Origin of the sequence: Kribbella sp. NBC_01505, from assembly GCF_045040285.1 — a bacterium.
Taxonomy (GTDB): Bacteria; Actinomycetota; Actinomycetes; order Propionibacteriales; family Kribbellaceae; genus Kribbella.
The window spans coordinates 647730-674118 of sequence record NZ_CP109425.1; the positions used below are offsets into that span (position 1 = coordinate 647730).

Sequence of the window (26389 nt, forward strand, 5' to 3'; positions counted from 1 at the left end):
CGCCGCCTCTCACGTTGACTTCGGGGTCCCGATCGAGTTCAATTCGAACACATGTTCGATTGGAAAGGAAATCTCGATGCCTGAGCCGTTCGACTGGGAGATCTTGCATCGGCCGTCGGCGATGGCGATGGTGCGGGGGCAGCTGGGGTTCAGTTGGATGGTGTTGTCGGGGCGGTTGGCGCAGCTCACCGATGAGGAGTACTTCTGGCAGCCACGAGGTACGGCGTTGAGTGTGGTGCGGCGGCATCAGCCCGGCCACTACCGGTCACTGGGGTCCGGTGAGTGGGTGGCGCAGTGGCCGGACGAGCCGGATCATCGGGGGCCGCGGACGATTGCCTGGTTGATCGCGCATCTGACCGAGACGTTCTTCGAGCGGTGGGAGTGGACGTTCGGGCCGCGGCAGCAGAGCCGGGCCGACATCACCTTGCACGGGAACGCGCGGGACGCGGTGGCCTGGCTGACGCATTGGGTCGAGGCCTGGCAGGACGGGATCGCGTCGTTGCCGGAGGACCAGGTGACGACGGTGGGGCTCAGCCAGGCGACCGAGCTGGACGCCGGGGAGCCGTTCGGACACGTCGTGTTACGTCTCAATCGCGAGCTGATTCATCACGGATCAGAGATCATGACGTTACAGGATTTGTATGGCGTGGCCGCGTGAGGACCACAACATGTGCTCCGACGGCGTGTCGCTTACCACTAGATCTAGCGACTGCCCTAAAGTCTGTCGAGCTGGTGAACAGGGGAATCCGGTGCGACTCCGGAGCTGCCCCGCAACGGTGAGCGGGCGCCACGTAGTAGTGGCGTCTCCGCGAGTCCGGATACCTGACACCGGCGCGTGCACCGCCGGTGCACGCGGTCCGAGACCTCGAGGGTGGGTCGCAGGGCGAGACGACAGCTTTCCCGGCCGGTGCTGTCCGTCCCGTCATGCACGCACGCCTTCTCAGGTCGCGGTCCTCCGTACGCGCAGAAAGAGTTGAGCTTCTGTGACCATCGCTTCCACATCCCGATCGGCGGCCGACGAGGCCGGTCAAGGGACCCAGCTGACCGTCGTCCGCCGCGATGGAAGTAACACCGACTTCGACGCGACCAAGATCTCGGTCGCCGTCACCAAGGCGTTCCTGGCCGTCGAGGGCAACGACGCCGGCGCCACCCACCGGGTCCGTGACCTGGTGACCGACCTGACCGGCCGGGTCGTCGAGGCGCTGACCAGTCGTGGCGACGCCCGCCGTACCGTCCAGGTCGAGGACATCCAGGACCAGGTCGAGCTGGCACTGATGCGCGCGGGAGAGCATCAGGTCGCCCGTGCCTACGTCCTGTACCGCGAGGAGCGGACGAAGGCCCGCACCCCCGCGGACCCGGCCGAGCTGGCCACCACCAAGCCGGTCGTGTCGGTCCGCCAGGCCGACGGGACCCGTGCCCCGCTCGACGTCGAGCGGCTGCGCGTGATCGTCGCCGAGGCCGCCGCCGGGCTGGACTCCGTCGACCCCGAGCAGATCCTGAACGAGACCATCGGCTCCTGTTACGACGGGATCGCCCAGCACGAGGTCGAGCTGGCCCTCGTGATGGCCGCCCGGTCCTACGTCGAGACCGAGCCGCAGTACAGCTACGCCGCCTCCCGCCTGCTGCTGGACCAGATCCGCCGCGAGGCGCTCGGTCGCGTGCACGGTGAGCCCCGGCAGGCCAGCCAGGCCGACATGGCCACGGCGTACGCCGAATACTTCCCGCGCTACATCGCGACCGGGATCGAGGCCGGCCTGCTCGACCCCGAGCTGGCGAACTTCGACCTCGACCGGCTGTCCGCGGCGATCCGGCCCGAGCGCGACCTGGATTTCGCCTTCCTCGGTCTGCAGACGCTCTACGACCGCTACCTGCTGCACATCGACAAGACCCGGTTCGAGCTGCCGCAGGCGTTCTTCCTGCGCGTCGCGATGGGGATGTCGCTGCGCGAGGACGACCGCGAGGGCCGCGCGATCCAGTTCTACGAGCTGCTCAGCTCGTTCCGCTTCATGTCGTCGACGCCGACCCTGTTCAACTCCGGTACGACGCGTCCGCAGCTCTCGTCCTGCTTCCTCACCACCGTGGCCGACGACCTGTCCGGCATCTTCGGCGGGATCCGCAACAACGCCATGCTCGCCAAGTACTCCGGCGGCCTCGGCAACGACTGGACCCCGGTCCGCGGCATCGGCGCCAAGATCCGCGGCACCAACGGTGAGTCCCAGGGCGTCGTACCGTTCCTGAAGATCGCCAACGACACGGCGGTCGCGGTCAACCAGGGCGGCAAGCGCAAGGGCGCGGTCTGCGCGTACCTCGAGACCTGGCACATGGACATCGAGGAGTTCCTCGACCTCCGCAAGAACACCGGTGACGAGCGTCGCCGCACGCACGACATGAACACGGCCAACTGGGTGCCGGACCTGTTCCTGCAGCGGGTCGAGGCCGACGGTCAGTGGACGCTGTTCTCGCCCGACGAGGTGCCGGACCTGCACGACCTGTTCGGTGAGGCGTTCCAGACGGCGTACGAGAAGTACGAGGCGGCCGCCGACCGCGGCGAGATCCGGGTCTTCCGCCGGGTCCGCGCCGTCGACCTGTGGCGCCGGATGCTGACCGTGCTGTTCGAGACCGGTCACCCGTGGATCACCTTCAAGGACCCGTGCAACCTGCGTTCGCCGCAGCAGCACAACGGTGTCGTGCACTCGTCGAACCTGTGCACCGAGATCACGCTGAACACGACGGTCGACGAGACCGCGGTCTGCAACCTGGGCTCGGTCAACCTGATCGCGCACCTGACCGAGACCGGCCTGGACGGCGACCTGCTCCGCGACACGGTCAAGACCGCGGTCCGGATGCTCGACAACGTCATCGATGTGAACTTCTACACGACGCCCGAGTCGGAGCGCGCCAACCAGCGGCACCGTCCGGTCGGCCTCGGCCTGATGGGCTTCGCGGACGCGCTGTTCTCGCTGCGGATCCCCTACTCGTCGGAGGCGGCCATCGCCTTCGCCGACAGCTCGATGGAGGCGATCAGCTACCACGCGATCGAGGCCTCGAGTGACCTCGCCGCCGAGCGGGGCGCGTACTCGACGCACGAGGGCTCGCTGTGGAGCCAGGGCGTGCTGCCGATCGACTCGCTCGAGATCCTGCGCTCGGCCCGCAAGGGTGACGTGATCCTGGACGACGCGAAGTCGCTCGACTGGGACACCCTGCGCGCCAAGGTGCTGCGCGACGGCATGCGGAACTCCAACGTGATGGCGATCGCGCCGACGGCGACGATCTCCAACATCTGCGGGGTCAGCCAGTCGATCGAGCCGGCGTACTCCAACCTGTTCGTGAAGTCGAACATGTCCGGTGAGTTCACGGTCGCGAACCCGTACCTGGTCAACGACCTGAAGGCGCGCGGGCTGTGGGACCAGGTGATGGTCTCCGACCTCAAGTACCACGACGGCATCCTGGAGAACATCGACCGGATCCCGGCCGACATCCGCGAGCTGTACGCGACCGCGTTCGAGATCGACCCGCTGTGGCTGATCAAGGCCGCGTCGCGCCGGCAGAAGTGGATCGACCAGGCGCAGTCGCTCAACCTGTACATGGCTTCGCCGTCCGGCAAGGCGCTCGACGAGCTCTACCGGAACGCGTGGCGCTACGGCCTGAAGACGACGTACTACCTGCGTTCGCAGTCGAAGACCCACGTGGAGAAGTCGACGCTGAAGGGCACCGACGGCAAGCTGAACGCCGTCTCGGCCACCATCGCGACCGCGGTCCCGGCCGCTGTGCCGGCGGTTGTGCCGGTCACCAAGCCGTCGACCATCGACGACGCTCCGCTGCCCGAACCGACCGGAGCGATCTGCTCGCTCGAAGACCCTGACTGCGAGGCCTGCCAGTGACGACCACCGACAACGCCACGGGCCTCGGCTCGATCACCGTCGGCGCTTCCCGCATCGACGTCTCCGACAAGGCGATGATCAATGCCCGCGCCGACGTCAACCAACTGCTCCCGCTGAAGTACAAGTGGGCCTGGGAGAAGTATCTGGCCGGCTGCAACAACCACTGGATGCCGACCGAGGTCTCGATGCAGGCCGACATCTCGCTCTGGAAGAGCAAGGACGGCCTGACCGACGACGAGCGCCTGATGCTGAAGCGCAACCTCGGCTTCTTCGCCACCGCGGAGTCCCTGGTCGCGAACAACATCGTGCTCGCCGTCTACCGCCAGCTCACCAACCCCGAATGCCGGCAGTACCTGCTGCGCCAGGCCTTCGAGGAGGCCGTGCACACGCACACCTTCCAGTACATCTGTACGTCGCTCGGTCTGGACGAGGGCGAGCTGTTCAACATGTACCGCGAGGTGCCGTCGATCTCCGACAAGGATGCCTGGGCGCTGAAGTACACCCAGCACCTGGAGGACCCGGACTTCAAGACCGGTACGCCGGAGTCGGACACCGCGTTCCTGCGTGACCTGATCGCGTTCTACGTGGTCTTCGAGGGCATGTGGTTCTACACCGGCTTCGCGCAGATCCTGTCGCTCGGCCGCCGGAACAAGATGGTCGGCATCGCCGAGCAGTACCAGTACATCCTGCGCGACGAGTCGATCCACCTGAACTTCGGCATCGACTGCATCAACCAGATCAAGCAGGAGAACCCGCACCTGTGGACCGAGGCCTTCCAGGCCGAGGTCCGCCAGATGCTCACCGAGGCCTGCGAGCTCGAGGTCGCCTACGGCCGCTCCACCATGCCGAACGGCATGCTCGGCCTGACCGCCGACCTCTGCGAGCAGTACATGCACTTCATCACCGACCGCCGCGCCGAGCAGATCGGCATCGCCCCCATCTTCGGCGAGACCCGCAACCCGTTCGGCTGGATGTCCGAAGTCATGGACCTCAAGAAGGAAAAGAACTTCTTCGAGACCCGAGTCATCGAATACCAGTCGTCCTCCGGCCTCAGCTGGGACTGACCACCACGCAGTACGACGGGAGCCGGGCAGCCACGATGGTTGCCCGGCTCCTGCCGTTGCACAGGGCAACAGAGCCGGCCGCGCGGCCACCCACAACCGCTCGAACTCTTCGGCGGTGATCTCCTCCGCCCCCGGCTCACCTAGCTACCCATCCAGCGTCCTTTCACCCCAGTACGCCGTACAACTGCTCGTACCGCTGCATCGCCCCAACTTTGTGAACCCACCAACCATCCGAAGCCCCGAAGAATGGTCGGTGGCTACCCAAAGAACCGCCCCGCGCCCAAAGAGCCGCCAACCCACTCCGAACACGGCCGCCCACCCTTGGGCACGAACCGCGTCTTTGTGCACGAGCGGCGTCTTTGGGTACCCACCAACCATCCGGAGCGCCCGGAAACGGTTGGTGGGTTCACAAAGTCGAGCCCTGTGCACAAAGAGCCGCCGACCCACTCCGAACACGGCCGCCCACCTTTGGGCACGAACAGCATCTTTGGGCACCCACCAACCATTCGGAGTGCCCGGAAACGGTTGGTGGGTTCACAAAGTTGGGGGTCGTGCACAAAGAGCCGCCGACCCACCTTTGGGCGGAGGGTGGGGCGGGTGGGGCGGGTGGGGACTGGTGGGGTCAGGGGGTTTGGTTGGGGGTTCCGGTATGACGGGAGCCGTTGCTTAGGGCAAGCGGTTGAGTATGTCGGCTGTGGTGCCGGTTTCGGCTAGGCGGGGGAAGATGGCGGTGACGGCGCGGTCGTGGAGGTCGGGGTTGCTGTCGGTGACGGCGTCGGTGGGGATGGTGACGTGGTAGCCGTGTTCGTGGGCTGCGCGGGCGGTGGATTCGACGCCGGCGCTGGTGGCTACGCCGGTGATGACGACCTGGGTGATGCCCCGGCGGCGGAGCTGGATGTCGAGGTCGGTGCCGTGGAAGGCGCCCCAGTTGCGTTTGGTGACGATGATGTCTTCGGGGTGGCCGGCGAGTTCGTCGATGATCTGGTCGGCGCCTTCCGGGGCGTCGGCGAGGGACATCCGGCGGGCTTCGTCGGTGCGGCCGGGGACCCAGTCGGCGCCGTCGGGGCGGATGCTGACGCGGACCAGTACGACGGGGAGCCCGCGCTTGCGGAAGCCTTCGGCGAGCTCGGCCGAGCGGGCGATGACGTCGGCCAAGGGGTACGGCGTACCAGGGAAGGCTTTGAGGGCGTTCTGCAGGTCGATGACGACGAGGGCGGTTTTCGGGTCGAGCGTGGTGACGGGCACGGTGGTCCTTTCAGACAAGGGATCGATCGGCAAGGGTGACGGCGGTGAGCAGCGAGGCGATGATGAGCAGGAACCAGGCGAGCTCATGCAGACCTGGCGTCGTGGCTCCGCCGGCGAAGAAGTGCGCGTTGGCGGCGGCTGCGATCAGCGCACCGAGGTAGGTGCAGGTTCGGAGCAGGCCCGCGGCGGACCCGATCCGGGCCGGATCGGCTTGGCGGTAGAGCGCGTTCTGGTTGGCCAAGCCGTTCAGGCCTTGCGGGATACCGGCCACGACACCGATCAGCACGAGGAACCACAGCCCGGTCCGGCCGTCGATGAACAGCGGCAACGCACCGGCAACCAGCAGAAGGATGCTGCCGGCAACCAACTTCCCCCGAACCCGAGGATTGCGGCCGGTGAGGGCGGTGATCAGTACGGCGGCAGCCGACAGCGGCAGCATCAGCAGACCCGTGGTGGCCGCACTCAGCGCATGGCCTTCCTCGAGCCATTGCGCGAAGCCGTAAAGGAACGAGTAGCTGATCACGTAGGCCAGAACCTGCCGGGCGTACGTCGCGATCAGTGGCCGGTTGCCGCCGAGCACTCGCAGGTTGATGAACGGTTCCACCACTCGCAGCTCGACCAGGACGAACGCCACTCCACAAGCGATGCCGAGGACCGGCAGATACCAATGCGACGCGCGCGGTTCGGTCAGGAACAGCATGATGGCCACGAGGGAGCCGGCGAAGAGAAGGATGCCCGCGTAGTCGAGCTGTAGCTTCAAGCGGGTGCGCGGCGTCTTCGGCAGCCGCAGTGAGCCGAGAACCAAGCAGGCCAACGAGAGCGGCACGTTGATCGTGAAGATCAGGTGCCAACCGCCGAGCCCGATCAGCAGCCCGCCGAGCGTCGGCCCGATCACTGCGATCACCTGGTTGGAGATCGAGAGGATGGTGAGGATGCCGGCCGGGGTCTCCAATCCGGTCCGGTCGGCCTCGCTGCGGATCAACGACATGGAGGCCGGGTACGCCGCCGAGGTTCCGAACCCGAGGAGCACCCGGGACACGACCAGTACGCCGAGGGTGGGGGCGAGCGCGCCGAGCAGTCCGGCCACCCCGACTGTCGCCGTACCGATCAAGTAGAGCGGGCGCGGTCCGAAGAGATCGACCAGGCGACCCACGACCGGCTGCCCGACGGCGGTCGCCAGATACAGCCCGGTGATCAGCCAAGCGGTCTGCGCCGGTCCGACACTGAACGCGACCCCGATCGGGATCAGCGCGACCGCGAGCATCGACGAGTTGATCGGGTTCAGGATCGACCCGACCACCATCGGTGCGATCAACCGCCGGTCGAACCGGCCCTCGCCTGCGGTCACCGGGAGGTCGCCTCCGGGGAGGTTGCTTCGAGGACCCGGTCGAGAATGGCCAGCGCCTCGAGGATCGTCTGGCGTTCGGCCTCGGTGCACTCGGCCTCGAGCGTGGCGGACAACCACTCCTGCCGAGCCCGCCGGTCCCCCTGCAACCGGCGGCGCGCGGCGGAGGTCAGCGAGACCACCTGGCGCCGACCATCGAGCGGATCGGGATGCCGCTGGATCAGATCGAGCTCGCGCAGCGAGGCAAGGATCGCCGCCATCGACTGCGGGCGAACCCGCTCGACCGCGGCCAGCTCACTGGCCGAGGCCGGACCGCCCTTGTCGATCCGGCGCAGCACGGAGGTCTGCGACGGCGTGAGGTCGTCTTCCGTCTGCTCCTTGAGCCGCCGGCGCACCCGGCCGAACACGACCCGCACTTCACTGGCCGCCTGCACCGCCGACGCGGACACCTCATCAGTCATATAGCCAGCCTAAACTGCACAGTCCAAACTGTCTACTTCACCATCTGCTATCTTTGAATGAACGTTCATTCGGAGGAAGAGAAGTGACATGAGCTGGACAACAGATGCCATGCCGGATCAGCAGGGACGCACGGCCGTGGTCACCGGCGCGAACGGCGGGCTCGGCCTGGTGACCGCCACCGCATTGGCCGCGAAAGGCGCGCACGTCCTGATGGCAGTCCGCAACCAGGAGAAGGCCGCCGCAGCCGTCGAGCAGATCCGCGCGACCGTTCCGAACGCCGCCCTCACGCTGATCCCGCTCGACCTCTCCTCGCAGGAGTCCGTCAAGCAAGCGGCGGACCAAATCCGGAGCAGCGTCGACGCGCTCGACCTGCTGATCAACAACGCCGGCGTGATGGCGATCTCCGAAGCACGGACCGTCGACGGCTTCGAGATGCAGTTCGGCGTCGACCACCTCGGCCACTGGACGCTGACCGCACTACTGCTCCCCGCCATGCTGAGCCAGCCCGGATCGCGCGTGGTGACCGTGACCAGCACCGCCCACCACCTGGGCCGCCCGGTGGACGAGTCCAACCCGCATCTGGACGGCCGGTACGGAGCATGGCGCGCCTATGGCCAGGCGAAGCTGGCCAACTTCCACTTCGGCCTCGGGCTGGACCAGCAACTGAAACGCGCAGGCGCCCGTACGGCGAGTCTGATCGCGCACCCCGGTCTGTCCGACACTGACCTGCAATCGGTCAGCGTGGCCGGCTCGGACGGCGGCATCACCCAGCGGATGGCCCACGGCCTGACCAGACTGACCGGAATGTCCGCCGAGAACGGCGCCCTGCCGCAACTGCGCGCCGCAACGGACCTGACCGCCAAGGGCGGCGAGTTCTACGGACCCCTGTTCGTCAACAACGGCCAACCGGTCCGCAAGCCGATCCTGCGCCGGTACGGCATGGACCGAGCCATCGCTAAGCTCTGGGCCGTGTCCGAGCGCGAGACCGGCGTAGCGATCAAGACAAATGGCAACTGATCGAGCAGTCGCCGTTCGAACGGCGCTACGCACTCTCGTGGCCCGCAACGGGTTCCACGGCGCTTCGATGAGCGCAGTCGCCCGCGAGGCCGGGGTCGCGACCGGTACGGCGTACACGTACTACGCGTCCAAGGACGACGTGGTGCTGGCCGCGTACCGCGAGACGAAGGCGGAGCTCGGCGAAGCCGCAGTGGCCGAGCTGGACAAGACCCTCCCGCCCGAGCAGCGGTTCCGCGCCCTCTGGCTCGCCTGCTACCGGCATCTGCGCGCGAACCCGACCCACGCCCAGTTCCTCCTGCAGGTGGAGCACTCGCCGTACCGGGGCCCTGCGCACGAGGCCGCGCTCAGCAATCCCGACGACCCGTTCCTGGCCCAGGTCGCCCAGCCGGACCTCGCCGCGCGACTGCGCCCGTTCCCGGTCGACGTGCTCTACGAGCTCGCGCTCAGCCCGGCCATCCGGCTCGCCGCCGGTGACCTCGAACTGACCGCGACCCAGCTCGACGAGATCGCCGACGCCTGCTGGCGGGCGATCAGCTGACCGTGACCTCCAGTACGCCGATGACCTTCTCCAGGCGGGCGGCGACCCGGCCGGCGTCGAAACCGGCGCCGGCGACCACGATCCGCAGGGTGTTCGCCTCGAGGCAGAGCGAGAGGTGCCGCACGTCGTACGGGTTCAGCATGACGGCGATCCGCGCGAACATGCCCTCGGTCTCCACGATGGACGCGGTGAAGACGGTGCTGGTGGCAACGACTGCGGCGGGAGCTTCGAGGACGGTGGTCATCGCGCAACCTCCTTGTGACGAAGGAGGCCGAAGGTGAAGCCGTCGACGAGGGCCTCCCAGGATGCCTCGACGATGTTGTGGCCGACGCCGACCGTGACCCAGGAGCCTTCCCCGTCCGCGGTCTGGATGAGGACCCTGATCACGGCGTCCGTGCCGTGCCCCTGGTCGAGGATGCGGACCTTGTAGTCGACGAGCTCGAACTTGTTCACGACCGGGTAGGCACGCTCGATCGCCGTCCGCAGCGCGTGGTCGAGGGCGTTGACCGGGCCGTTGCCTTCACCGGTGACGATCTCGCGCTCTCCCCCGGCGACCAGCTTGACCGTCGACTCCGAGACCGCTTCGCCGTCGGCGCGGGATTCGGTGATCACGCGCCAGGACTCGACGTCGAAGTACGACGCACGCTTCCCGTCGATCTCTTCGGTGAGCAGCAGCGAGAACGACGCGTCGGCGGCCTCGAAGGTGTAGCCGCAGGCCTCCATCTCCTTGACCCGATCGGCCACCCGGCTGACCAGCTCGCGGTCGTTGCCGAGGTCGAAGCCGAGCTCGCGGCCCTTGAGCTCGATGCTGGCCCGGCCGGCCATCTCCGAGACGAGCATCCGCATGTCGTTGCCGACCAAGGCAGGATCCGTGTGCTGGTAGAGATCCGGGTCGACCTTGATCGCGCTGGCGTGCAGCCCCGCCTTGTGGGCGAAGGCGGACAGGCCGACGTACGGCTGCCGGGTCGACGGCGGCACGTTCGTCACTTCGGCGATCGCGTGCGCGATCCGGAACGAGTCGGCCAGGTTGCCGGCCGGCAGCAGCTCCATCCCGCGCTTGAGTTCGAGGTTGGCCACGACCGCGAGCAGGTCGGCGTTCCCGGTGCGTTCGCCGTACCCGTTGATCGTGCCCTGGACGTGCGTGACGCCGGCCTCGACGGCGGCGATCGAGTTCGCCACCGCGCAGCCGCCGTCGTTGTGGGCGTGGATCCCGAGCCGGGCCCCGGTGCTTTCCAGTACGTCGCGGACGATGTCCTGCAGTTCGCGCGGAAGCGTTCCACCGTTGGTGTCGCAGAGCGCGACCACGTCCGCGCCGGCCTCGGCCGACACCCGGACCACTTCGAGCGCGTACGCACGGTTCGCGCGGTAGCCGTCGAAGAAGTGCTCGGTGTCGAGGAAGACCCGCTGCCCGTTCTCCCGCAGGTGCCGGATTGTGTCGGCGACCATCCGCAGGTTCTCGTCGAGCGTGGTCCGCAACGCGCGCTCCACGTGCGCATCGTGGCTCTTGGCAACGAGTGTGACGACCCCGGCGCCGGACTCGCGCAGCGCCGCGACCTGTGGGTCGTCGGCCGCGGCGGTGTGCGGCTTGCAGGTCGCGCCGAACGCAGCGAAGGTCGCGGTCCGCAGGTCCAGCTCGGTCCGGGCCCGCTGGAAGAACTCGGTGTCCTTCGGTACGGCGCCCGGCCAGCCACCCTCGATGAATCCGACACCCAGGTCGTCCAGGTGCTGCGCGATGGCAATCTTGTCCGCCACGGACAGCGCGAGCCCCTCCTGCTGCGCACCGTCGCGCAGGGTCGTGTCGTAGACGTGGAACTCGTCGGAGATGCTCATGATCGAGGCCTTCCGGTGGGGCTGGCGAGTCGGGCTGTGGAGTGCTGTGGCATCGGAATCGGGCAAACAAAAAACCTCCCGCAAGGTGCGAGAGGTCCGCGCGCTCAGGTACTGCTGCTGAGCGCGCCTAGGTAATAATCACCCGGTGGTTGTTCATGACAATTCGCAGTCTGCCACACAAAGTCCGCCCGATGGCGGCGCTGTCTCGCATCACGAACATCCGGTACGCCGTTCAGTACTGCCGGGTAGCTGTCAGTTCAGGTAGCTGTCCGTTCAGGCGGTGAGTGCGCCCAGCGACCAGCCCGGCTCGTCCCAGGCGGCGTAGAAATCCTCCCGCGACAGCTCGCGCAGTCCCCAGGACTCCCGATCGAGCGCCTTGTCGGTGAGCATGCCCTCGTCGTCCTCGATCCGCTGCCACCAGTACTGCGTGATCTCGCCGTCCTCGCGGACTCCGAGCTGCCGCACGACGACCCACTCCCGCTCGTGCCAGACCGCCTCGTACAGCCAGTCCGTCCCGTCGTCGGCCGCGACCGCGCCGTACGTCCGCGGTGCCGTCCCGCGGTCCAGCTCCCGGATCAGGTCCACGGTCGTCCGCACCGCGACGACAGTCTCGTACGACCAGTCGCGCCGCTGAGCGAGGTCCGAGTAGTAGGCCTGGACGTCGTCAGGAAGGCTGCTCATACAAGTTGACTTTATCGGGCCGATCGCGGCCGATTGGCCACTTCGGCCTGAGAAGATCCTGTGAAGTACCAACATCACAGGGAGTTTCCGATGAGTGACGAAGTGCAACGTGAGGCGTTCGAGGACGAGGTCCGTACGGCGCTCTTCGAACCGGCCGGTGAGCTCCGCCGGCGCCAGTACCGCACGATGCTGTTCGCCACGGCGACGACGCTCCTCGCGCTGCTCGCCCCGACCTGGTACGTCGTGACCTCGGACGACCCGATGCCACACCTGGTCGACGCGCACAGCGGGATCTCGCTGTTCGCCGGCGCCGGGGACGCGATCACCCGCGGCGCGCTCGGGCCCTTCCCGGTGCTCGTCTACATCCTGCTCGCCGGCGCGCTCATGCTCGTCCGGGCCGGGACCGTGACCGGCATCCTGCTCTCACTCGCCGGTGCGGTGACGTCCTTCGTGATCGTGGTCAGCCGGCCGGAGTCCAAGGGCAGCACCGAGGTCGAGTGGACCGGAGCACCCGTCGTGGTCATCGCCCTCTGGTTGTTGGCGGCAGCCGTTTGCGGCGCCGCGAGCTCCACGAAACGCCACTGAACACCGCCCCTTCCCGCCCCGAGAGGCCAACCATGAAGACCCTCCTCAGCACCGCATTGGTGCTCGCGGCAACCGCCATCGCCGTCCCACCGGCGTACGCGGCGAACGTCGAACTCACCCCGGCGAGCGTGACTGCGAGCACCAGCGACGCCAACGTCGCGACCAACGCCATCGACAACAACTACGCGACCCGCTGGTCAGGTGACGGTGACGGAGCTTCGCTGACCCTCGACCTCGGCGCCACCAAGACGGTCAGCCACCTGAAGGTCGCCGTCTACAAGGGTGACGAGCGCAAGAACGACTTCGAGCTGCAGGTCCTCAACGGTTCCACCTGGACCACCGTCTTCGACGGCCTCAGCAGCGGCACCAGCACGGCCCTGCAGACCTTCGACTTCACCGACCAGGAGGCCTCGAAGATCCGGTACGTCGGCCACGGCTACCAACTGAACTCCGGTGGCACGGGGAGCTGGAGCAGCGTCACCGAGATCGAGGTCTGGGGCAGCGGTGGTTCCGAACCAGGTCCGCAGGTGCCGGCTGACGTGCTCGATCTGACCAACTGGAAGGTCACGTTGCCGATCGGGTCCAGCGGAAGCCCGACGGAGGTCAAGCAGCCCGCGCTCGACAGCTACTCCAACGACCCGTTCTTCAAGGTCGTCGGGGACGGCGTCCAGTTCCGGGCCCCCGTCAACGGTGTCACCACGAGCGGTTCGAGCTATCCACGTTCGGAGCTCCGCGAGATGAACGGCAGCAGCAACGCGAGCTGGTCGTCGACCTCCGGAACGCACACCCTCGTCGTACGGGAGTCGTTCGATCATCTGCCGGCGGAGAAGCCGCAGTTGGTGGGTGCGCAGATCCACGACGCGGATGACGACGTCTCCGTGTTCCGGCTCGAGGGCAGCAGCCTCTACATCACCAACGGCGACACCACGCATCACAAGCTGGTGACCAGCTCGTACGTCCTCGGGACCGTCTTCGAGGCCAAGTTCGCGGTCGGCGGCGGCCAGGTGAAGGCCTACTACAACGGCACCCTGCAGACCACGATCAGCAAGAACTTCTCCGGCGCCTACTTCAAAGCCGGCGCCTACACCCAGGCCAACTGCACCAACTCGTCGCCCTGCGCCGCCACCAACTACGGCCAGACCACCCTCACATCCGTCACCGTCACGCACTCCTGAAGGGAATTCATGAGCGAGGAGAACAAGCAGCTCAAGCACCGCTTGATGGGTTTCACCCTCTCCGTGGTGCTGCTCGGGCTGCTCGGCACGCCTTGGCTGCCTCCCGAGTCCGGCTTCTCGACCGGAGCCGGGCTGCTGAACGACCGGAGTGACGGGGTTTCGATCCTGGCGCTGGCCTACCTGGCGATGGCCGTGCTGATCCTGGTCCGCACCACGATGGGCACCACCTTCTTCGGCGGCATCGTCGGACTACTGGCGACCTTTCTGATCCTGACCGCCGACGACGGCTGGACCGGTGCGCCACGCATTGCCCTCGGCCTGTGGGCAGTGGTCATTCTGATCGGCGTCCGGATCTGGAAGGACGCCCGCTAGAAACAGAACCGGTCCGGTGCCGAAGCACCGGACCGGACCGATTCGATCGTGGTCAGCAGACCTTGGTCATCCAGTTGTGCGGGTCCGCGGTGCGGCCGTACTGGAGATCCAGGAGTGCGGTGCGGACGGCCGCGGTCACGGGACCGCCCTGGCCGTCGGCGACCTGGACCTCGCCGTCCTTCCACTTCAGGGAGGCGACCGGCGTGATCACCGCGGCGGTGCCGCAGGCGAAGACCTCGCGGATCCGGCCGGAGGCGGCGCCGTCGCGCCACTCGTCGACCGAGATCTTGCGCTCGGCAACGGAGTGGCCGAGGTCGGTGACGAGCTTCAGGATCGAGTCCCGGGTGACGCCCTCGAGGATCGTGCCGGACAGCTCCGGCGTGACGACCGAGTTGTCGTCGAGGACGAAGTACAGATTCATCCCGCCGAGCTCTTCGACCCACTTCTTCTCGATCGCGTCCAGGAAGGCGACCTGGTCACAGCCGTTCTCGGTCGCCTCGGCCTGGGCCAGCAGCGACGCGGCGTAGTTGCCACCGGTCTTGGCCGCGCCGGTGCCACCTGGGGCCGCCCGGGTGTACTCCTCGCTCAGCCAGATCCGGACCGGCTTCACGCCGCCACTGAAGTACGAACCGGCCGGGGACGCGATCGCGCAGTACGTCACCTGGGCGGACGGGCGGACACCGAGGAACGGGTCCGAACCGAACATGAACGGGCGCAGGTACAGCGAGGTCTCACCACCGGTGGGCACCCAGGCCTGGTCCAGCTCGACGAGCGCCTTGATCGAGTCCAGGAACGCGGACTCGGGCAGCTCCGGCAGCGCGAGCCGGCGGGCCGACTTCGCGAACCGGGCCGCGTTGGCCTCGGGGCGGAACATGTGGATCGAGTCGTCGGGATGACGGTAGGCCTTCATCCCCTCGAAGATGGTCTGGGCGTAGTGGAACACCGAGGTCGCCGGAGACAGCTCCAGCGGTCCGAAGGCGGTGATCCGTGCGTCGTGCCAGCCCTGGTCCTTCGTCCACGTGGCGATCGCCATGTGATCGGAGAAGTACTGCCCGAAGCCTGGGTTCGCCAGGATCTGGGCACGCTGGTCGTCGCTGGCCGGTTGGGTGTTGGGCTCAACGGTGAACTGCAGGTCGCTGCTCATAGCCGCACCGTACCTGTTGGTCGACTGGTCATGCGAGGGCCACCTTTCAGCCGGCTGCGCGCTTGGTGATCGCGTCGCCGATCTCCGCGGTGGTCCGGACACTGCCCGTGCGCTCCTCGATATCGGCCGTGACGGCCGCCTCGATCGCGGCCGCCGCCTCGGGCAGGCCGAGGTGGTCGAGCAGCAGCGCCGCGGACAGGATCGCCGCGGTCGGGTCGGCCTTCTGCTGGCCGGCGATGTCCGGGGCGGAGCCGTGCACCGGCTCGAACATGCTCGGCGCGGTCCGGTCCGGGTTGATGTTGCCGCTCGCGGCCAGCCCGATCCCGCCGGTGATCGCCGCGGCCAGGTCGGTGAGGATGTCGCCGAACAGGTTGTCGGTGACGATCACGTCGAACCGGGCCGGGTCGGTGACCAGGAAGATGGTCGCCGCGTCCACGTGCAGGTAGTCGACCGCGATCTCGGGGAAGTCGGCCTTGACCTTGTCCACCGTCCGCGTCCACAGGTGGCCGGCGTGCACGAGCACGTTGTTCTTGTGCACCAGCGTGAGCTTCTTGCGCGGCCGCGCCTGGGCCCGGGCGAACGCGTCCCGGACGACCCGCTCCACCCCGTACGCCGTGTTGACGGAGACCTCGGTGGCGATCTCGGCCGGTGTCCCGACCCGCAGCGCGCCGCCGTTACCGACGTACGGGCCCTCGGTGCCCTCGCGGACGACGACGAAGTCGACCTCGCCCGGGTTCGCCAGCGGGGAGCCGACGGAGGGGTAGATCTTCGAGGGGCGCAGGTTCACGTAGTGGTCGAGCGTGAAGCGCAGCTTGAGCAGCAGACCGCGCTCGAGGACGCCGGACGGGACGCTCGGGTCGCCGACGGCACCGAGCAGGATCGCGTCGTGCTTGCGAATCTCCTCGAGCTCGGCGTCCGGGAGGGTCTCACCGGTGGCGTGCCAGCGCTTGGCGCCGAGGTCGTACTCGGTCCGCTCGAACGTCACGCCGTGCTGGGCGGCCACCGCGTCGAGCACCTTGAGTGCCTCGGTGGTGACCTCCGGTCCGATCCCGTCTCCGGGAACGACGGCCAGCGTGAAGTTCTTGTTGTCGCTCACTTCTTGGGTTCTCCCCCGTTGTCGCGGCGGTTCATGGCCTCTTGGACAGCCTTGACCTCGTCGCTCGCCGGGCGGGCCGGCTTGCGGCGCCGGGCCGCCTTCCGCTCCCGGGCGTCGATCGCGGGCCAGTTGGCTGGATACATGTCGTACATGCTGCACTCTCCCCGGTTGGTCATGGGCGGCAGGATGGGTCCGAATTTACTCTGACATGCGACTATCTCGCCACAATGCGGGCATTCGATCCCAATATGTGAGATCCCGGTGCAGGGACTGGACCGCAGCTGTGCAACTCTCAACCGGTGAGTGCTCCTCCAGAACTGCCGCCGCTGGTTTCCGCGGCCCTCAGCCTGTCCGGACGGCGTGGTTTCGTCAGCTCGACCCGGAACGAGACCGGCCGGCTGCTGGCCAGCCTGGCCGCGTCCAAGACCGGCCTGCTCGGCGAGCTCGGCACCGGTTGCGGTGTCGGTTCGGCCTGGCTGCGCAGCGGCGCCGGCGAGGGCACCAAGATCGTCACCGCGGAGAGCGACCCGCAGCTGGCCCAGGTCGTGGCGGAGCTGTTCGCCGACGACGAGCGGATCGAGGTCGTCTCGGCCGACTGGACCGCGCTGATCGAGCGCGGCCCGTTCGCGCTGCTCTTCGTCGACGCCCGCGAGGCCAAGCTCTCGGCCCGCGACGTGATCGCCGACGTGATCGAGCCCGGCGGCTTCGTCGTCCTCGACGACTTCACCCCGTCCGGCGTCTGGCCCCCGATGTACGAGGGCCGCGTCGACACGCTGCGCCAGGAATGGCTGATGGACCCGCGCTTCACCACCGTCGAGGTGATGGTCGCCGCGGACGCCGCCGTACTGCTCGCAACCAGGCACTAGACATAGGTCGGGCCCGGACACTTGGGTCCGGGCCCTCACCAGCCACCATGCGCCTGCGGGTGGCTGGCTACCTACCAGTAAAACAGCCGTTCGGGTAAACCTAGGCGTCGAGGTCCACAGTGCGGGCAGTGTCGGCCTGGACGACGGAGGCGATGTCGTCCAGGACCGTGGGCGCCACGGCCGAGTCGACCGACAGCGCGACCAAGGCCTTGCCACCCTTGCGGTCCCGGCTGACCTGCATGCCGGCGATGTTCACGTCGGCCTCGCCGAGGATCCGGCCGATCTGGCCGACGATGCCCGGGCGGTCCTCGTAGGTGAAGAAGGCCAGGTGCGCGGCCAGCTCGACCTCGACGTCGAAGCCGTCGACCTCGACCAGGCGCTCCGACTGCCGGACGCCGACCAGCGTGCCGCTGACCGAGACCTGCGCGCCGTCGGCGAGCGTGCCGCGCAGCGTGATCAGGTTGCGGTGCTCCGGGCTCTCGTGGTCGGTGACGAGCCGGACCTCGAGGCCCCGCTCGGCCGCGAGCAGCGGCGCGTTCACGTAGGAGACGTTGTCCTCGACGACGTCGGCGAAGACGCCCTTGAGCGCGGCGAGCTCGAGCACCTTGACGTCGTACTGCGTGATCTCGCCACGGACCTCGACGTCGAGCTGCTGTGCGACGCCACCGGCGAGCGCGGTGAAGATCCGGCCGAGCTTCTCGGTCAGACCGATCCCCGGCCGGACGTCCTCGGCGATCACGCCGCCCTGGACGTTGACCGCGTCCGGAACCAGCTCACCCGACAGGGCCAGGCGGACCGACTTGGCGACCGCGATACCGGCCTTCTCCTGCGCCTCTTCGGTCGACGCGCCCAGGTGCGGGGTGGCGACCACGTTCTCGAACTCGAACAGCGGGGAGTCGGTGCACGGCTCCTTGGCGAACACGTCGAGCCCGGCCGCGGCGACCCGGCCCTCCTTGAGCGCCGAGTACAGCGCGGTCTCGTCGACGATGCCGCCGCGGGCCGCGTTCACGATGATGACCTCGGGCTTGACCTTGTGCAGCTGCTCGTCGCCGATCAGGCCGATGGTCTCCGGGGTCTTCGGCAGGTGTACCGAGATGAAGTCCGACGCGGCCAGCAGCTCGTCCAGCGAGGCGAGCCGGACGCCCATCTGCGCGGCCCGGCCGGCCTGTACGTACGGGTCGTAGGCGATCACGTTCATGCCGAAGGCGGCCAGCCGCTGCGCGACCAGGACGCCGATCTTGCCCAGGCCGACGATGCCGACGGTCTTCTCGAACAGCTCGACACCGGAGAACTTCGACCGCTTCCACTCGCCGTTCTTCAGCGAGAGGTCGGCGGCCGGGACCCGGCGGGCGGCGGCCAGCAGCAGCGCGACCGCGAGCTCGGCGGCGCTGACGATGTTGGAGGTCGGCGCGTTCACGACCATCACACCGGCCTGGGTGGCGGCCTTCACGTCGACGTTGTCCAGGCCGACCCCGGCCCGGGCGACGACCTTCAGCTTCTTCGCCGCGGCCAGGGCCTCGGCGTCCACCTTGGTGGCGCTGCGGATCAGGATGGCGTCGACGTCGGCGATCGCCGGGATCAGCTCGGCGCGGTCGGCGCCGTTCGCGTGCCGGATCTCGAAATCGGGACCGAGGGCCTCGACGGTGGCCGGGCTCAGCTCTTCGGCGATCAGGACGACGGGACGAGTCACATCAGTCATGGGAGATATCTCCTGCGAAAGCGGTAGGGGCTCATGTTGAACAGAGCACCGCGCTGTGCCCGCTGACTCGATCGTACCTCAGGTGTTGTCGCAGGGGACGGCCGCTACCACCTGGGCGGTGCTGTCGACCACGAGTGATTTGCCGGCCGGGATCAGCCGGAAGCGCTGGTCCCGGCGGGCGCAGTTCTGACCGGCCGCGCCATCGGCGTTCGACGAGAAGAGCGTCAGGTAGTTGATCCGGACGTTCACCGCCCCCTCCGACTGGGTGACCTCGGTGATGGTCGCACCGAAGAAGTACGTCGTCAGGTGGTTCTGCCGGTCCTTCGCCGCGGTCAGCGCCCCGTTCAGGCGGGCCGAATAGAACTTCCGGACCCCGACGAAGTCGTGCCGGTTCTGCAGGGTCAGGTAGTTGGTCAGCGTGCGCTGGGCCTGCACCGCGAGCGGGGTCGCCGAGACCTGCAGGGCCGGCGTGAGCGTGCTCTGCGGGCCGCGCGACTCCGTGCACGTTCCGCCGGAGTGCGACGTCAGGCCCTGAGCACCCCGTACGGCGAAGGGCCGCAGAGTGGAGACCGGGATGATCTTGGCGGCGGGCAAGCTGTCGCCGGTGACCATGCCGACCACCTCACCGGACTTGGCGAGCACCGGGCCGCCGAGCTTGGCCGCGTTCATCACCTCACTGAGCGCGCGTGGGCGGTGCACCGATCCGACCGTCTGCGAAGTCAGAGTGCCTGCCGCGGTGTAGCCGAGAATCGCTCGGCCTGCCTCCGGATCCGGAGCATCAGCGGCGAGCTTGAGCGGCGGCACGGTCATCCTGCCGACAACCTGCAGCACGGCGATCCCGTCGGGGCCCGTTCCGAGGAGGTTCGCGCGCCGGACCACACCGTCCCGGGTGACGACCGCCACCGCGAGCGGCTCCAGTACGGCGATCTCCGCGGTCAGGACCAGGTTGTCGCCGACGTACACGCCGGTGCCTTCCCCATTCCCGGCGCACGCGGTCGAGAGCACGCGGACAACGCTCGAGCCGGCGTCGGTCAGCACCTTGTCCGCGTCGATCGACGTCCGGTCCTGGCGGATGAACCAGCCGGCCGTGGCACCGCCGGCGACCACGAGCAGGAAGACCATCACACCGGCCAGGAAGCGGCCGTAGAGCCACGGGCGACGCTCGGGCGGCGGGCCACGCCGTACCGGCGGTTGCAGCTGGGTCAGCGGAGGCGCACCCGCGGGGATCCGCCGGGGCGGTCGCGGCGGCGCCGGTCTGCCGTCGTGCACCACCGAATCGTCCTCCTCGTCAGCCGCACGCACCGATGCCGATGATTCTGCCAGTTCGAGCGGGCTCCGCGGGGAGAAATGACGGGGCCCGAACCATCCACCTGAATGGTCCGGGCCCGGTCAGCTAGCGGGTCAGCGCGCGGCGCTGCCCTCGACGTAGTCGTCGTCGTGCGACTTGACCCACGCCATCAGGCCGCGCAGTTCCTTGCCCACGGCCTCGATCGGGTGCTCCTGGCTCTTCTTGCGGAACTCCGCGAACTCCGGCGCGCCGGCGTCCTGGTCGGCGATGAAGCGGGCCGCGAAGGTGCCGTCGGTGATGTCACCGAGGACCTCCTTCATCCGCTCCTTCACCGAGGCGTCGATGATCCGCGGGCCCGACACGTAGTCGCCGTACTCGGCGGTGTCGGAGACCGACCAGCGCTGCTTGGCGATGCCGCCTTCGTAGATCAGGTCGACGATCAGCTTGAGCTCGTGCAGGCACTCGAAGTACGCGACCTCGGGCTGGTAGCCGGCCTCGGTCAGCACCTCGAAGCCGGACTGGATCAGCGCCGACACGCCACCGCAGAGGACGGCCTGCTCACCGAACAGGTCGGTCTCGGTCTCCTCGGTGAAGGTGGTCTTGATCCCGCCGGCGCGGAGGCCGCCGATGCCCTTGGCGTAGGACAGCGCGAGGTCCCAGGCCTTGCCGGACGCGTCCTGCTCCACGGCGACGAGCACCGGGACGCCACGGCCCTCGGTGTACTCACGGCGTACCAGGTGTCCCGGGCCCTTCGGGGCGACCATGAAGACGTCGACACCGGCCGGGGGCTTGATGTAGCCGAAGCGGATGTTGAAGCCGTGCCCGAAGACGAGCGCGTCGCCGTCGGCCAGGTTCGGCTCGATCGCCTCGGCGTACAGCTTGCGCTGCGCGGGGTCCGGCGCCAGTACGACGATGACGTTGGCCTCTTCGACGGCCTCGGCCGGGGTGACGACGCGCAGGCCCTCGGCCTCGGCCTTGGCGCGGCTCTTCGAGCCCTCGAGCAGGCCGACGCGGACGTCGACGCCGGAGTCGCGCAGCGAGAGCGCGTGCGCGTGGCCCTGCGAGCCGTAGCCGAGGACGGCCACGCTCTTGCCCTGGATCACCGACAGGTCGGCGTTGTCGTCGTAGAACATTTCTGCTGCCACTTGGAGCGTTCTCCTCTGTGATTTCTTGGGGGTCCGGTACGGCGCTCAGCCTTGACGGGCCGGGGCCACGGGGCGGCCCGGCGGCGGCGCCGGCACCGGGTGCGGAGTCGATGAGGTATGGCGTTCTGGGGGCTGTGCCTGGATCGTCGGGGTCCCCGACTGGACGTACGGCGGCGGCACCGGGACCGGCCGGAGCGTGCGGTCGGAGATGGAGCGGCTGCCCCGTCCGATCGCCACCATGCCGGACTGCACCAGCTCGCGGACGCCGAAGGGTTCCAGCATCCGGAGCATGGCCTCGAGCTTCTCGGGATTGCCGGTCGCCTCGATCGTGATCGCGTCCGGTGCCACGTCGACCACCTTCGCACGGAACAGCTGGACGGTCTCCAGCACGTGCCCCCTGGTCAGGGTGTCCGCCTTCACCTTCACCAGCAGCAGTTCGCGCTGAACCGTCTGCGTGGGCTCGAGTTCGACGATCTTGATCACGTTCACCAGCTTGTTCAGCTGCTTGGTGATCTGCTCCAAAGGCTGCTCGTCCACGCTGACCGCGATGGTCATCCGGGACACCTCGGGGTGCTCGGTCGGGCCGACCGCGAGGGAGTCGATGTTGAACCCGCGGCGCGAGATGAGCGCGGCCACCCGGGCCAGCACACCGTGCTTGTTCTCAACCAGAATCGACAATGTGTGCTTCGACATCATCGTCCTCGCTTCGCTGCGGGCGCCGATGTCGCTTGGACGCTGTGCTTAATTTTTCCTTCGCTTCGCTCAGTCATCAGAGTTCCTCCGAGTCCCACTGGGGCGCCATGTCGCGGGCGATCTGGATCTCGTCGTTGCTGACGCCGGCCGCGACCATCGGCCAGACCATCGCGTCGCGGTGCACGACGAAGTCGACCACGACCGGCTGGTCGGTCACCGACATCGCCTTGTCGATCGTCGCGTCCACCGAGGCCTTGTCGGCGCAGCGCAGCCCGACGCCGCCCATCGCCTCGGCCAGCTTGGCGAAGTCCGGAATGCGGTTCGAGTGCAGGTCGGTGCTCGAGTACCGCTTGTCGTAGAACAGCGTCTGCCATTGCCGGACCATGCCCAGCGACTGGTTGTTGATCACGGCAACCTTGATCGGGATGCCCTCCAGCGCACAGGTGACGAGCTCCTGGTTGGTCATCTGGAAACAGCCGTCGCCGTCGATCGCCCAGACCGTCTTGTCCGGCCGGGCCACCTTGGCGCCCATCGCGGCCGGCACCGAGTAGCCCATGGTGCCGAGGCCGCCGGAGTTCAGCCAGTGCCGCGGCTTCTCGAACGGCAGGTAGTGCGCGGACCACATCTGGTGCTGACCGACACCCGCGGTGTAGATCGTGTCCGGGCCGGCGATCTGGCCGATCCGCTGGATCACGTACTGCGGGGACAGGCTGCCGTCCTCGGGCTCGTCGTACCCGAGCGGGTAGTTCTTCCGAACTGTCTCCAGCTGAGTCCGCCAGGTGTCGTACGACGGGGTCCGGCCGCTGCTCGCGATCTCGGTGCGCAGGGCTGCGATCAGGTCGGTGATGACCTCCTTGCAGTCACCCACGATCGGTACGTCGGCGGCGCGGTTCTTGCCGATCTCGGCCGGGTCGATGTCGGCGTGGATGACCTTCGCCTCGGGGGCGAACGAGTCCAGCTTGCCGGTCACCCGGTCGTCGAAGCGCGCGCCGAGCGTGATCAGCAGGTCCGAACGCTGCAGGGCGCCGACCGCGGAGACCGAGCCGTGCATGCCGGGCATCCCGAAGTGCAGCGCGTGGGTGTCGGGCAGCGCGCCGCGGGCCATCAGCGTGGTCACGACCGGGATGCCGAGCAGCTCGGCGAGCTCCTTCAGCTCCACCTCGGCCTGCGCGCGGATCACGCCACCACCGACGTACAGGACCGGCTTCTCGGCCGCCGTGATCAGGCGGGCCGCCTCGCGCACCTGCTTGGGGTGCGGGCGGGTGACCGGACGGTACCCCGGCAGCGAGAGCTCGGTCGGCCACTGGAAGTCGACCTTGGCCTGCATCGCGTCCTTGGTCACGTCCACCAGGACCGGACCGGGCCGGCCGGTGGAGGCGATGTGGAACGCCTCGGCGATCGTGGTTGCGATGTCGTTCGGGTCGTTGACCAGGAAGTTGTGCTTGGTGATCGGCATCGTGATGCCGCGGATGTCGGCCTCCTGGAAGGCGTCCGTCCCGATCGCGGCACTGGCCACCTGACCGGTGATCGCGACCAGCGGGACCGAGTCCATGTAGGCGTCCGCGATCGGCGTGACCAGGTTGGTCGCGCCCGGGCCGGAGGTCGCCATACAGACTCCGACCTTGCCGGACGCCGAGGCGTACCCCTGGGCGGCGTGACCGGCGCCCTGCTCGTGGCGTACCAGGATGTGGCGGATCTGGGTCGAGTCGAGCATCGGGTCGTACGCCGGGAGGATCGCGCCGCCCGGGATGCCGAAGACGGTGTCCACTCCGGCATGTTCCAGTGCGCGGATCAGAGCCTGTGCCCCGGTCAGCTGCTCGCTCATGAGTGCCTTCCCTTAATCCTGATCACGGTGCCTTGCTTGGCTGTTACGCGATCGATCCATCCTCGCTGGTGTTCGTTCCCCTGACGCTACTGGGTCTCAGATAGTCGCCCTGGCAACAAAAAACCCCTTCCGCCGGTTGGCTGAAGGGGCGCGCTCGACTCAGAGGTCGCGTCAGTCGGCGCGCCGCACAAGTACGAGGAGAATCGATCGCATGTAGGCATTATTCGCCCGCCGACAAGGTCCAGGTCAAGTTCGGGCATCCTGCGTCTCACCTGTTGGGACGAGCGTCTCAGTGGCGGATGTCATCGAAATGTCAGCGGCACCGGCGATTCTGAGCGGAACAGCCCCGCCCCGAAGGGACCATTCGATGCCTGTTCTTCGCTCCATCGCACTCGCCGCTGTAACTCTCGTCACCGGGTCACTGCTGGCCTGCACGACGGCCGCCGCCCAGCAGGTCGATCCCGGCTTCGTCGTCCGGACCAACGTTCCGGGCAAGGCCATCAACTGCGAGTCCGGCCACTTCTGCGTCAACATCAACGGCCGGACCTACGACTACTACCGCTGTGGCATCTACCCGGTCAGCGGCTGGGTCGGCCCCGGGTACGGCTGGAACCACCAGACCGGCAATGTCTGGGCCGCGGTGCTCATGCAGGACCGGAAAACGGTCTGGAGGTGGTTCCCGCCGAACGCGCAGGGCTACGAGGACATGACGCCGGTCTACTTCGTGCAACCCTGCTGACGGTCAGCCGCAGGTTGCGCCTTGGGAGGCTGAGCCGACGAGGCGGACGTATTTGCCGAGGACGCCCTTGGTGATCGCGGGCTGCTTGGGCGTCCAGCCTTCCGTACGGCGGGTCAGTTCGTCCGCGTCGACGTGGAGCTCCAGCGTGCGGTTCGCCACGTCCAAGGTGATTCGATCACCGTCGCGGACGAACGCGATCGGCCCGCCGTCCACGGCTTCCGGTGCGACATGGCCGACGCAGAGCCCCGTCGTACCGCCGGAGAAGCGGCCGTCGGTGAGCAGCAGCACGTCCTTGCCGAGGCCGGCGCCCTTGATCGCCCCGGTGACCGCGAGCATCTCGCGCATCCCCGGGCCACCCTTGGGACCTTCGTAGCGGATCACGACGACATCGCCCGGATTCAACTCCGCCACGGCATCCATCGCTGCGCGCTCGCCGTCGAACACGCGCGCCGTACCTTCGAAGACGTCGGAGTCGAACCCCGCGCTCTTCACCACCGCGCCTTCCGGAGCGAGCGTGCCGTGCAGGATGGTGATGCCGCCGGTGTGGTGGATCGGCTTGTCCAGCGCGCGGATGATCGTGCCGTCGACATCCGGCGGGGCGATGTCGGCCAGGTTCTCGGCCATCGTCTTGCCGGTCACCGTCAGGCAGTCGCCGTGCAGCAGACCGGCGTCCAGCAGCGCGCGCATGATCACCGGGATACCGCCGACCCGGTCCACGTCCGTCATCACGTACTGGCCGAACGGCTTCAGATCCCCGAGGTGCGGGACCTTGTCGCCGACCCGGTTGAAGTCGTCCAGCGTCAGGTCGACCTCGGCCTCACGAGCGATCGCGAGCAGGTGCAGCACGGCGTTCGTCGAACCACCCAGCGCCATCACCACGGCGATCGCGTTCTCGAACGCCTCCTTGGTGAGGATCTGTCGCGCGGTGATCCCCTTCTGCAGCAGGCCGACCACGGCCTCACCGGACTTCCGCGCATACCCGTCGCGACGCCGATCCACCGCGGGCGGCGCCGCCGACCCGGGCAGCGACATCCCGAGCGCCTCGGCGGACGCGGCCATCGTGTTGGCCGTGTACATACCGCCGCAAGCACCTTCACCCGGGCAGATCGCGCGCTCGACGGCGTCGACCTCCTCGCGGGTGATCAGGCCGCGAACGCAGGCACCGACCGCCTCGAAGGCATCGATGATCGTGACGTCCTTGTCGCCCAACCGCCCAGGCATGATCGAACCGGCATACAGGAACACACTCGCCAGATCGAGCCGCGCGGCCGCCATCAGCATGCCGGGCAGGGACTTGTCGCAACCGGCCAGCAGAACCGAGCCGTCGAGGCGCTCGGCCTCCATCACGGTCTCGACCGAGTCGGCGATGATCTCGCGGCTGACCAGCGAGTAGTGCATCCCGACGTGACCCATCGAGATGCCGTCGGAGACGCTGATCGTGCCGAACTCCAGCGGATACCCACCGGCCGCGTGCACGCCCTCCTTGACCGCCTTCGCGAGCCGGTCCAGCGAGAGGTTGCAGGGGGTGATCTCGTTCCAGCTCGAGGCCACCCCGATCTGCGGCTTCACCCAGTCGTCATCGCCCATGCCGACCGCTCTGAGCATCCCTCGGCTCGCGGTGGCTTCGAGACCGTCGGTGACAGTGCGGCTGCGGGGCTTCACATCGACCATGGGGTCACTCTAAACACTTTGCTTCGGC

General features: G+C 67.9%; 24 protein-coding genes, 1 pseudogene and 1 riboswitch. Of the genes and pseudogenes, 10 read left to right on the plus strand and 15 right to left on the minus strand.

The genetic code is table 11. The annotated features are described in order from the left end of the window. The first annotated feature begins 76 nt into the window (after positions 1-76). The 3 genes from OG474_RS02830 (at position 77) to OG474_RS02840 (ending at position 4945) form a co-directional block, all read left to right on the plus strand. Positions 77-658: a DinB family protein gene (locus tag OG474_RS02830; protein WP_405060585.1), complete on the plus strand. Its 582-nt coding sequence runs from the start codon at positions 77-79 to the stop codon at positions 656-658. 31 nt (positions 659-689) lie between these two features. Next, positions 690-845: riboswitch (cobalamin riboswitch) on the plus strand. Between the two features lie 138 nt (positions 846-983). Beyond that, positions 984-3881: a ribonucleoside-diphosphate reductase subunit alpha gene (locus OG474_RS02835; RefSeq protein ID WP_405060586.1), complete on the plus strand. Its 2898-nt coding sequence runs from the start codon at positions 984-986 to the stop codon at positions 3879-3881. Continuing rightward, positions 3872-4945, plus strand: coding sequence for a ribonucleotide-diphosphate reductase subunit beta (locus OG474_RS02840; protein WP_405064535.1), 1074 nt, complete (start codon positions 3872-3874; stop codon positions 4943-4945). Before OG474_RS02835 ends, OG474_RS02840 begins: the two co-directional genes overlap by 10 nt. Positions 4946-5611: 666 nt before the next feature. Here OG474_RS02840 and OG474_RS02845 read toward each other — a convergent pair. The 3 genes from OG474_RS02845 to OG474_RS02855 are packed head-to-tail and all read right to left on the minus strand — an operon-like array spanning position 5612 to position 7996. Then, a complete protein-coding gene (locus OG474_RS02845; RefSeq protein ID WP_405060587.1) occupies positions 5612-6190 on the minus strand; it encodes an isochorismatase family protein in 579 nt (192 codons plus the stop codon). Between the two features lie 10 nt (positions 6191-6200). Beyond that, positions 6201-7538 carry an MFS transporter gene (locus OG474_RS02850; RefSeq protein WP_405060588.1) on the minus strand — a complete coding sequence of 446 codons (1338 nt, stop codon included), beginning with the start codon at positions 7536-7538 and terminating at the stop codon, positions 6201-6203. Beyond that, positions 7535-7996: a MarR family winged helix-turn-helix transcriptional regulator gene (locus tag OG474_RS02855; protein WP_405060589.1), complete on the minus strand. Its 462-nt coding sequence runs from the start codon at positions 7994-7996 to the stop codon at positions 7535-7537. Before OG474_RS02855 ends, OG474_RS02850 begins: the two co-directional genes overlap by 4 nt. Positions 7997-8084: 88 nt before the next feature. On the opposite strand from OG474_RS02855, the gene OG474_RS02860 reads away from it, so the two are divergent. Both OG474_RS02860 and OG474_RS02865 read left to right on the plus strand, forming a co-directional pair. Then, positions 8085-9014: an oxidoreductase gene (locus OG474_RS02860; RefSeq protein ID WP_405060590.1), complete on the plus strand. Its 930-nt coding sequence runs from the start codon at positions 8085-8087 to the stop codon at positions 9012-9014. Continuing rightward, positions 9004-9552: a TetR/AcrR family transcriptional regulator gene (locus tag OG474_RS02865; protein WP_405060591.1), complete on the plus strand. Its 549-nt coding sequence runs from the start codon at positions 9004-9006 to the stop codon at positions 9550-9552. Before OG474_RS02860 ends, OG474_RS02865 begins: the two co-directional genes overlap by 11 nt. On the opposite strand, the gene OG474_RS02870 is transcribed toward OG474_RS02865, so the two are convergent. The 3 genes from OG474_RS02870 to OG474_RS02880 all read right to left on the minus strand — a co-directional run bounded on the left by OG474_RS02870 (position 9545) and on the right by OG474_RS02880 (position 12063). Continuing rightward, positions 9545-9796 carry a hypothetical protein gene (locus OG474_RS02870; protein ID WP_405060592.1) on the minus strand — a complete coding sequence of 84 codons (252 nt, stop codon included), beginning with the start codon at positions 9794-9796 and terminating at the stop codon, positions 9545-9547. The genes OG474_RS02865 and OG474_RS02870 overlap by 8 nt on opposite strands. Further along, on the minus strand, positions 9793-11382 hold the full coding sequence (gene cimA, locus OG474_RS02875) for a citramalate synthase (protein ID WP_405060593.1): 1590 nt from the start codon (positions 11380-11382) through the stop codon (positions 9793-9795). The genes OG474_RS02870 and cimA overlap by 4 nt, the downstream gene beginning before the upstream one ends. Positions 11383-11655: 273 nt before the next feature. Next, entirely contained in the window at positions 11656-12063 is a 408-nt protein-coding gene (locus OG474_RS02880) for a hypothetical protein (RefSeq protein ID WP_405060594.1), read from the minus strand. A gap of 90 nt (positions 12064-12153) precedes the next feature. Here OG474_RS02880 and OG474_RS02885 point away from each other — a divergent pair, with 90 nt between their 5' ends. From OG474_RS02885 to OG474_RS02895, 3 genes are read left to right on the plus strand one after another with little or no spacing between them, the layout of a single operon-like run. Then, positions 12154-12648, plus strand: a complete 495-nt coding sequence (locus OG474_RS02885; RefSeq protein ID WP_405060595.1) for a hypothetical protein — start codon at positions 12154-12156, stop codon at positions 12646-12648. A gap of 32 nt (positions 12649-12680) precedes the next feature. Further along, the gene (locus OG474_RS02890) at positions 12681-13823 is read left to right on the plus strand and encodes a polysaccharide lyase family 7 protein (protein WP_405060596.1); all 1143 of its coding nucleotides are present in this window, start codon (positions 12681-12683) and stop codon (positions 13821-13823) included. 9 nt (positions 13824-13832) lie between these two features. Beyond that, a complete protein-coding gene (locus OG474_RS02895) occupies positions 13833-14195 on the plus strand; it encodes a hypothetical protein (RefSeq protein WP_405060597.1) in 363 nt (120 codons plus the stop codon). Positions 14196-14247: 52 nt separating this feature from the next. Here OG474_RS02895 and OG474_RS02900 read toward each other — a convergent pair whose 3' ends face one another. From OG474_RS02900 to OG474_RS02910, 3 genes are read right to left on the minus strand one after another with little or no spacing between them, the layout of a single operon-like run. Further along, positions 14248-15339, minus strand: a complete 1092-nt coding sequence (locus tag OG474_RS02900; protein ID WP_405060598.1) for a branched-chain amino acid aminotransferase — start codon at positions 15337-15339, stop codon at positions 14248-14250. A 46-nt stretch (positions 15340-15385) separates the two neighbouring features. Then, positions 15386-16435 (minus strand): 3-isopropylmalate dehydrogenase, encoded by a 1050-nt coding sequence (locus OG474_RS02905; RefSeq protein ID WP_405060599.1) that lies wholly within the window; start codon positions 16433-16435, stop codon positions 15386-15388. Beyond that, complete coding sequence (locus OG474_RS02910; RefSeq protein WP_405060600.1) at positions 16432-16611, minus strand: hypothetical protein; 180 nt, start codon at positions 16609-16611, stop codon at positions 16432-16434. The genes OG474_RS02905 and OG474_RS02910 overlap by 4 nt, the downstream gene beginning before the upstream one ends. A 123-nt stretch (positions 16612-16734) precedes the next feature. On the opposite strand from OG474_RS02910, the gene OG474_RS02915 reads away from it, so the two are divergent. Continuing rightward, positions 16735-17301, plus strand: coding sequence for an O-methyltransferase (locus tag OG474_RS02915; RefSeq protein ID WP_405060601.1), 567 nt, complete (start codon positions 16735-16737; stop codon positions 17299-17301). A gap of 100 nt (positions 17302-17401) precedes the next feature. On the opposite strand, the gene serA is transcribed toward OG474_RS02915, so the two are convergent. The 5 genes and pseudogenes from serA to OG474_RS02940 form a co-directional block, all read right to left on the minus strand. Beyond that, positions 17402-19000, minus strand: a complete 1599-nt coding sequence (serA, locus tag OG474_RS02920) for a phosphoglycerate dehydrogenase (RefSeq protein ID WP_405060602.1) — start codon at positions 18998-19000, stop codon at positions 17402-17404. A 78-nt stretch (positions 19001-19078) separates the two neighbouring features. After that, entirely contained in the window at positions 19079-20302 is a 1224-nt protein-coding gene (locus OG474_RS02925) for a serine protease (RefSeq protein ID WP_405060603.1), read from the minus strand. 99 nt (positions 20303-20401) lie between these two features. Then, positions 20402-21421, minus strand: a complete 1020-nt coding sequence (gene ilvC / locus OG474_RS02930) for a ketol-acid reductoisomerase (protein ID WP_405064536.1) — start codon at positions 21419-21421, stop codon at positions 20402-20404. Between the two features lie 201 nt (positions 21422-21622). After that, positions 21623-22126: pseudogene (gene ilvN, locus OG474_RS02935) on the minus strand (acetolactate synthase small subunit); the annotation flags it as partial. A 76-nt stretch (positions 22127-22202) separates the two neighbouring features. Continuing rightward, the gene (locus OG474_RS02940; protein WP_405060604.1) at positions 22203-23951 is read right to left on the minus strand and encodes an acetolactate synthase large subunit; all 1749 of its coding nucleotides are present in this window, start codon (positions 23949-23951) and stop codon (positions 22203-22205) included. Positions 23952-24318: 367 nt separating this feature from the next. Here OG474_RS02940 and OG474_RS02945 point away from each other — a divergent pair, with 367 nt between their 5' ends. Beyond that, complete coding sequence (locus OG474_RS02945; RefSeq protein ID WP_405060605.1) at positions 24319-24690, plus strand: hypothetical protein; 372 nt, start codon at positions 24319-24321, stop codon at positions 24688-24690. 3 nt (positions 24691-24693) lie between these two features. Here the strand turns inward: OG474_RS02945 and ilvD are convergent, their stop codons facing one another. Then, entirely contained in the window at positions 24694-26361 is a 1668-nt protein-coding gene (gene ilvD / locus OG474_RS02950; protein WP_405060606.1) for a dihydroxy-acid dehydratase, read from the minus strand. Positions 26362-26389: the final 28 nt, after the last annotated feature.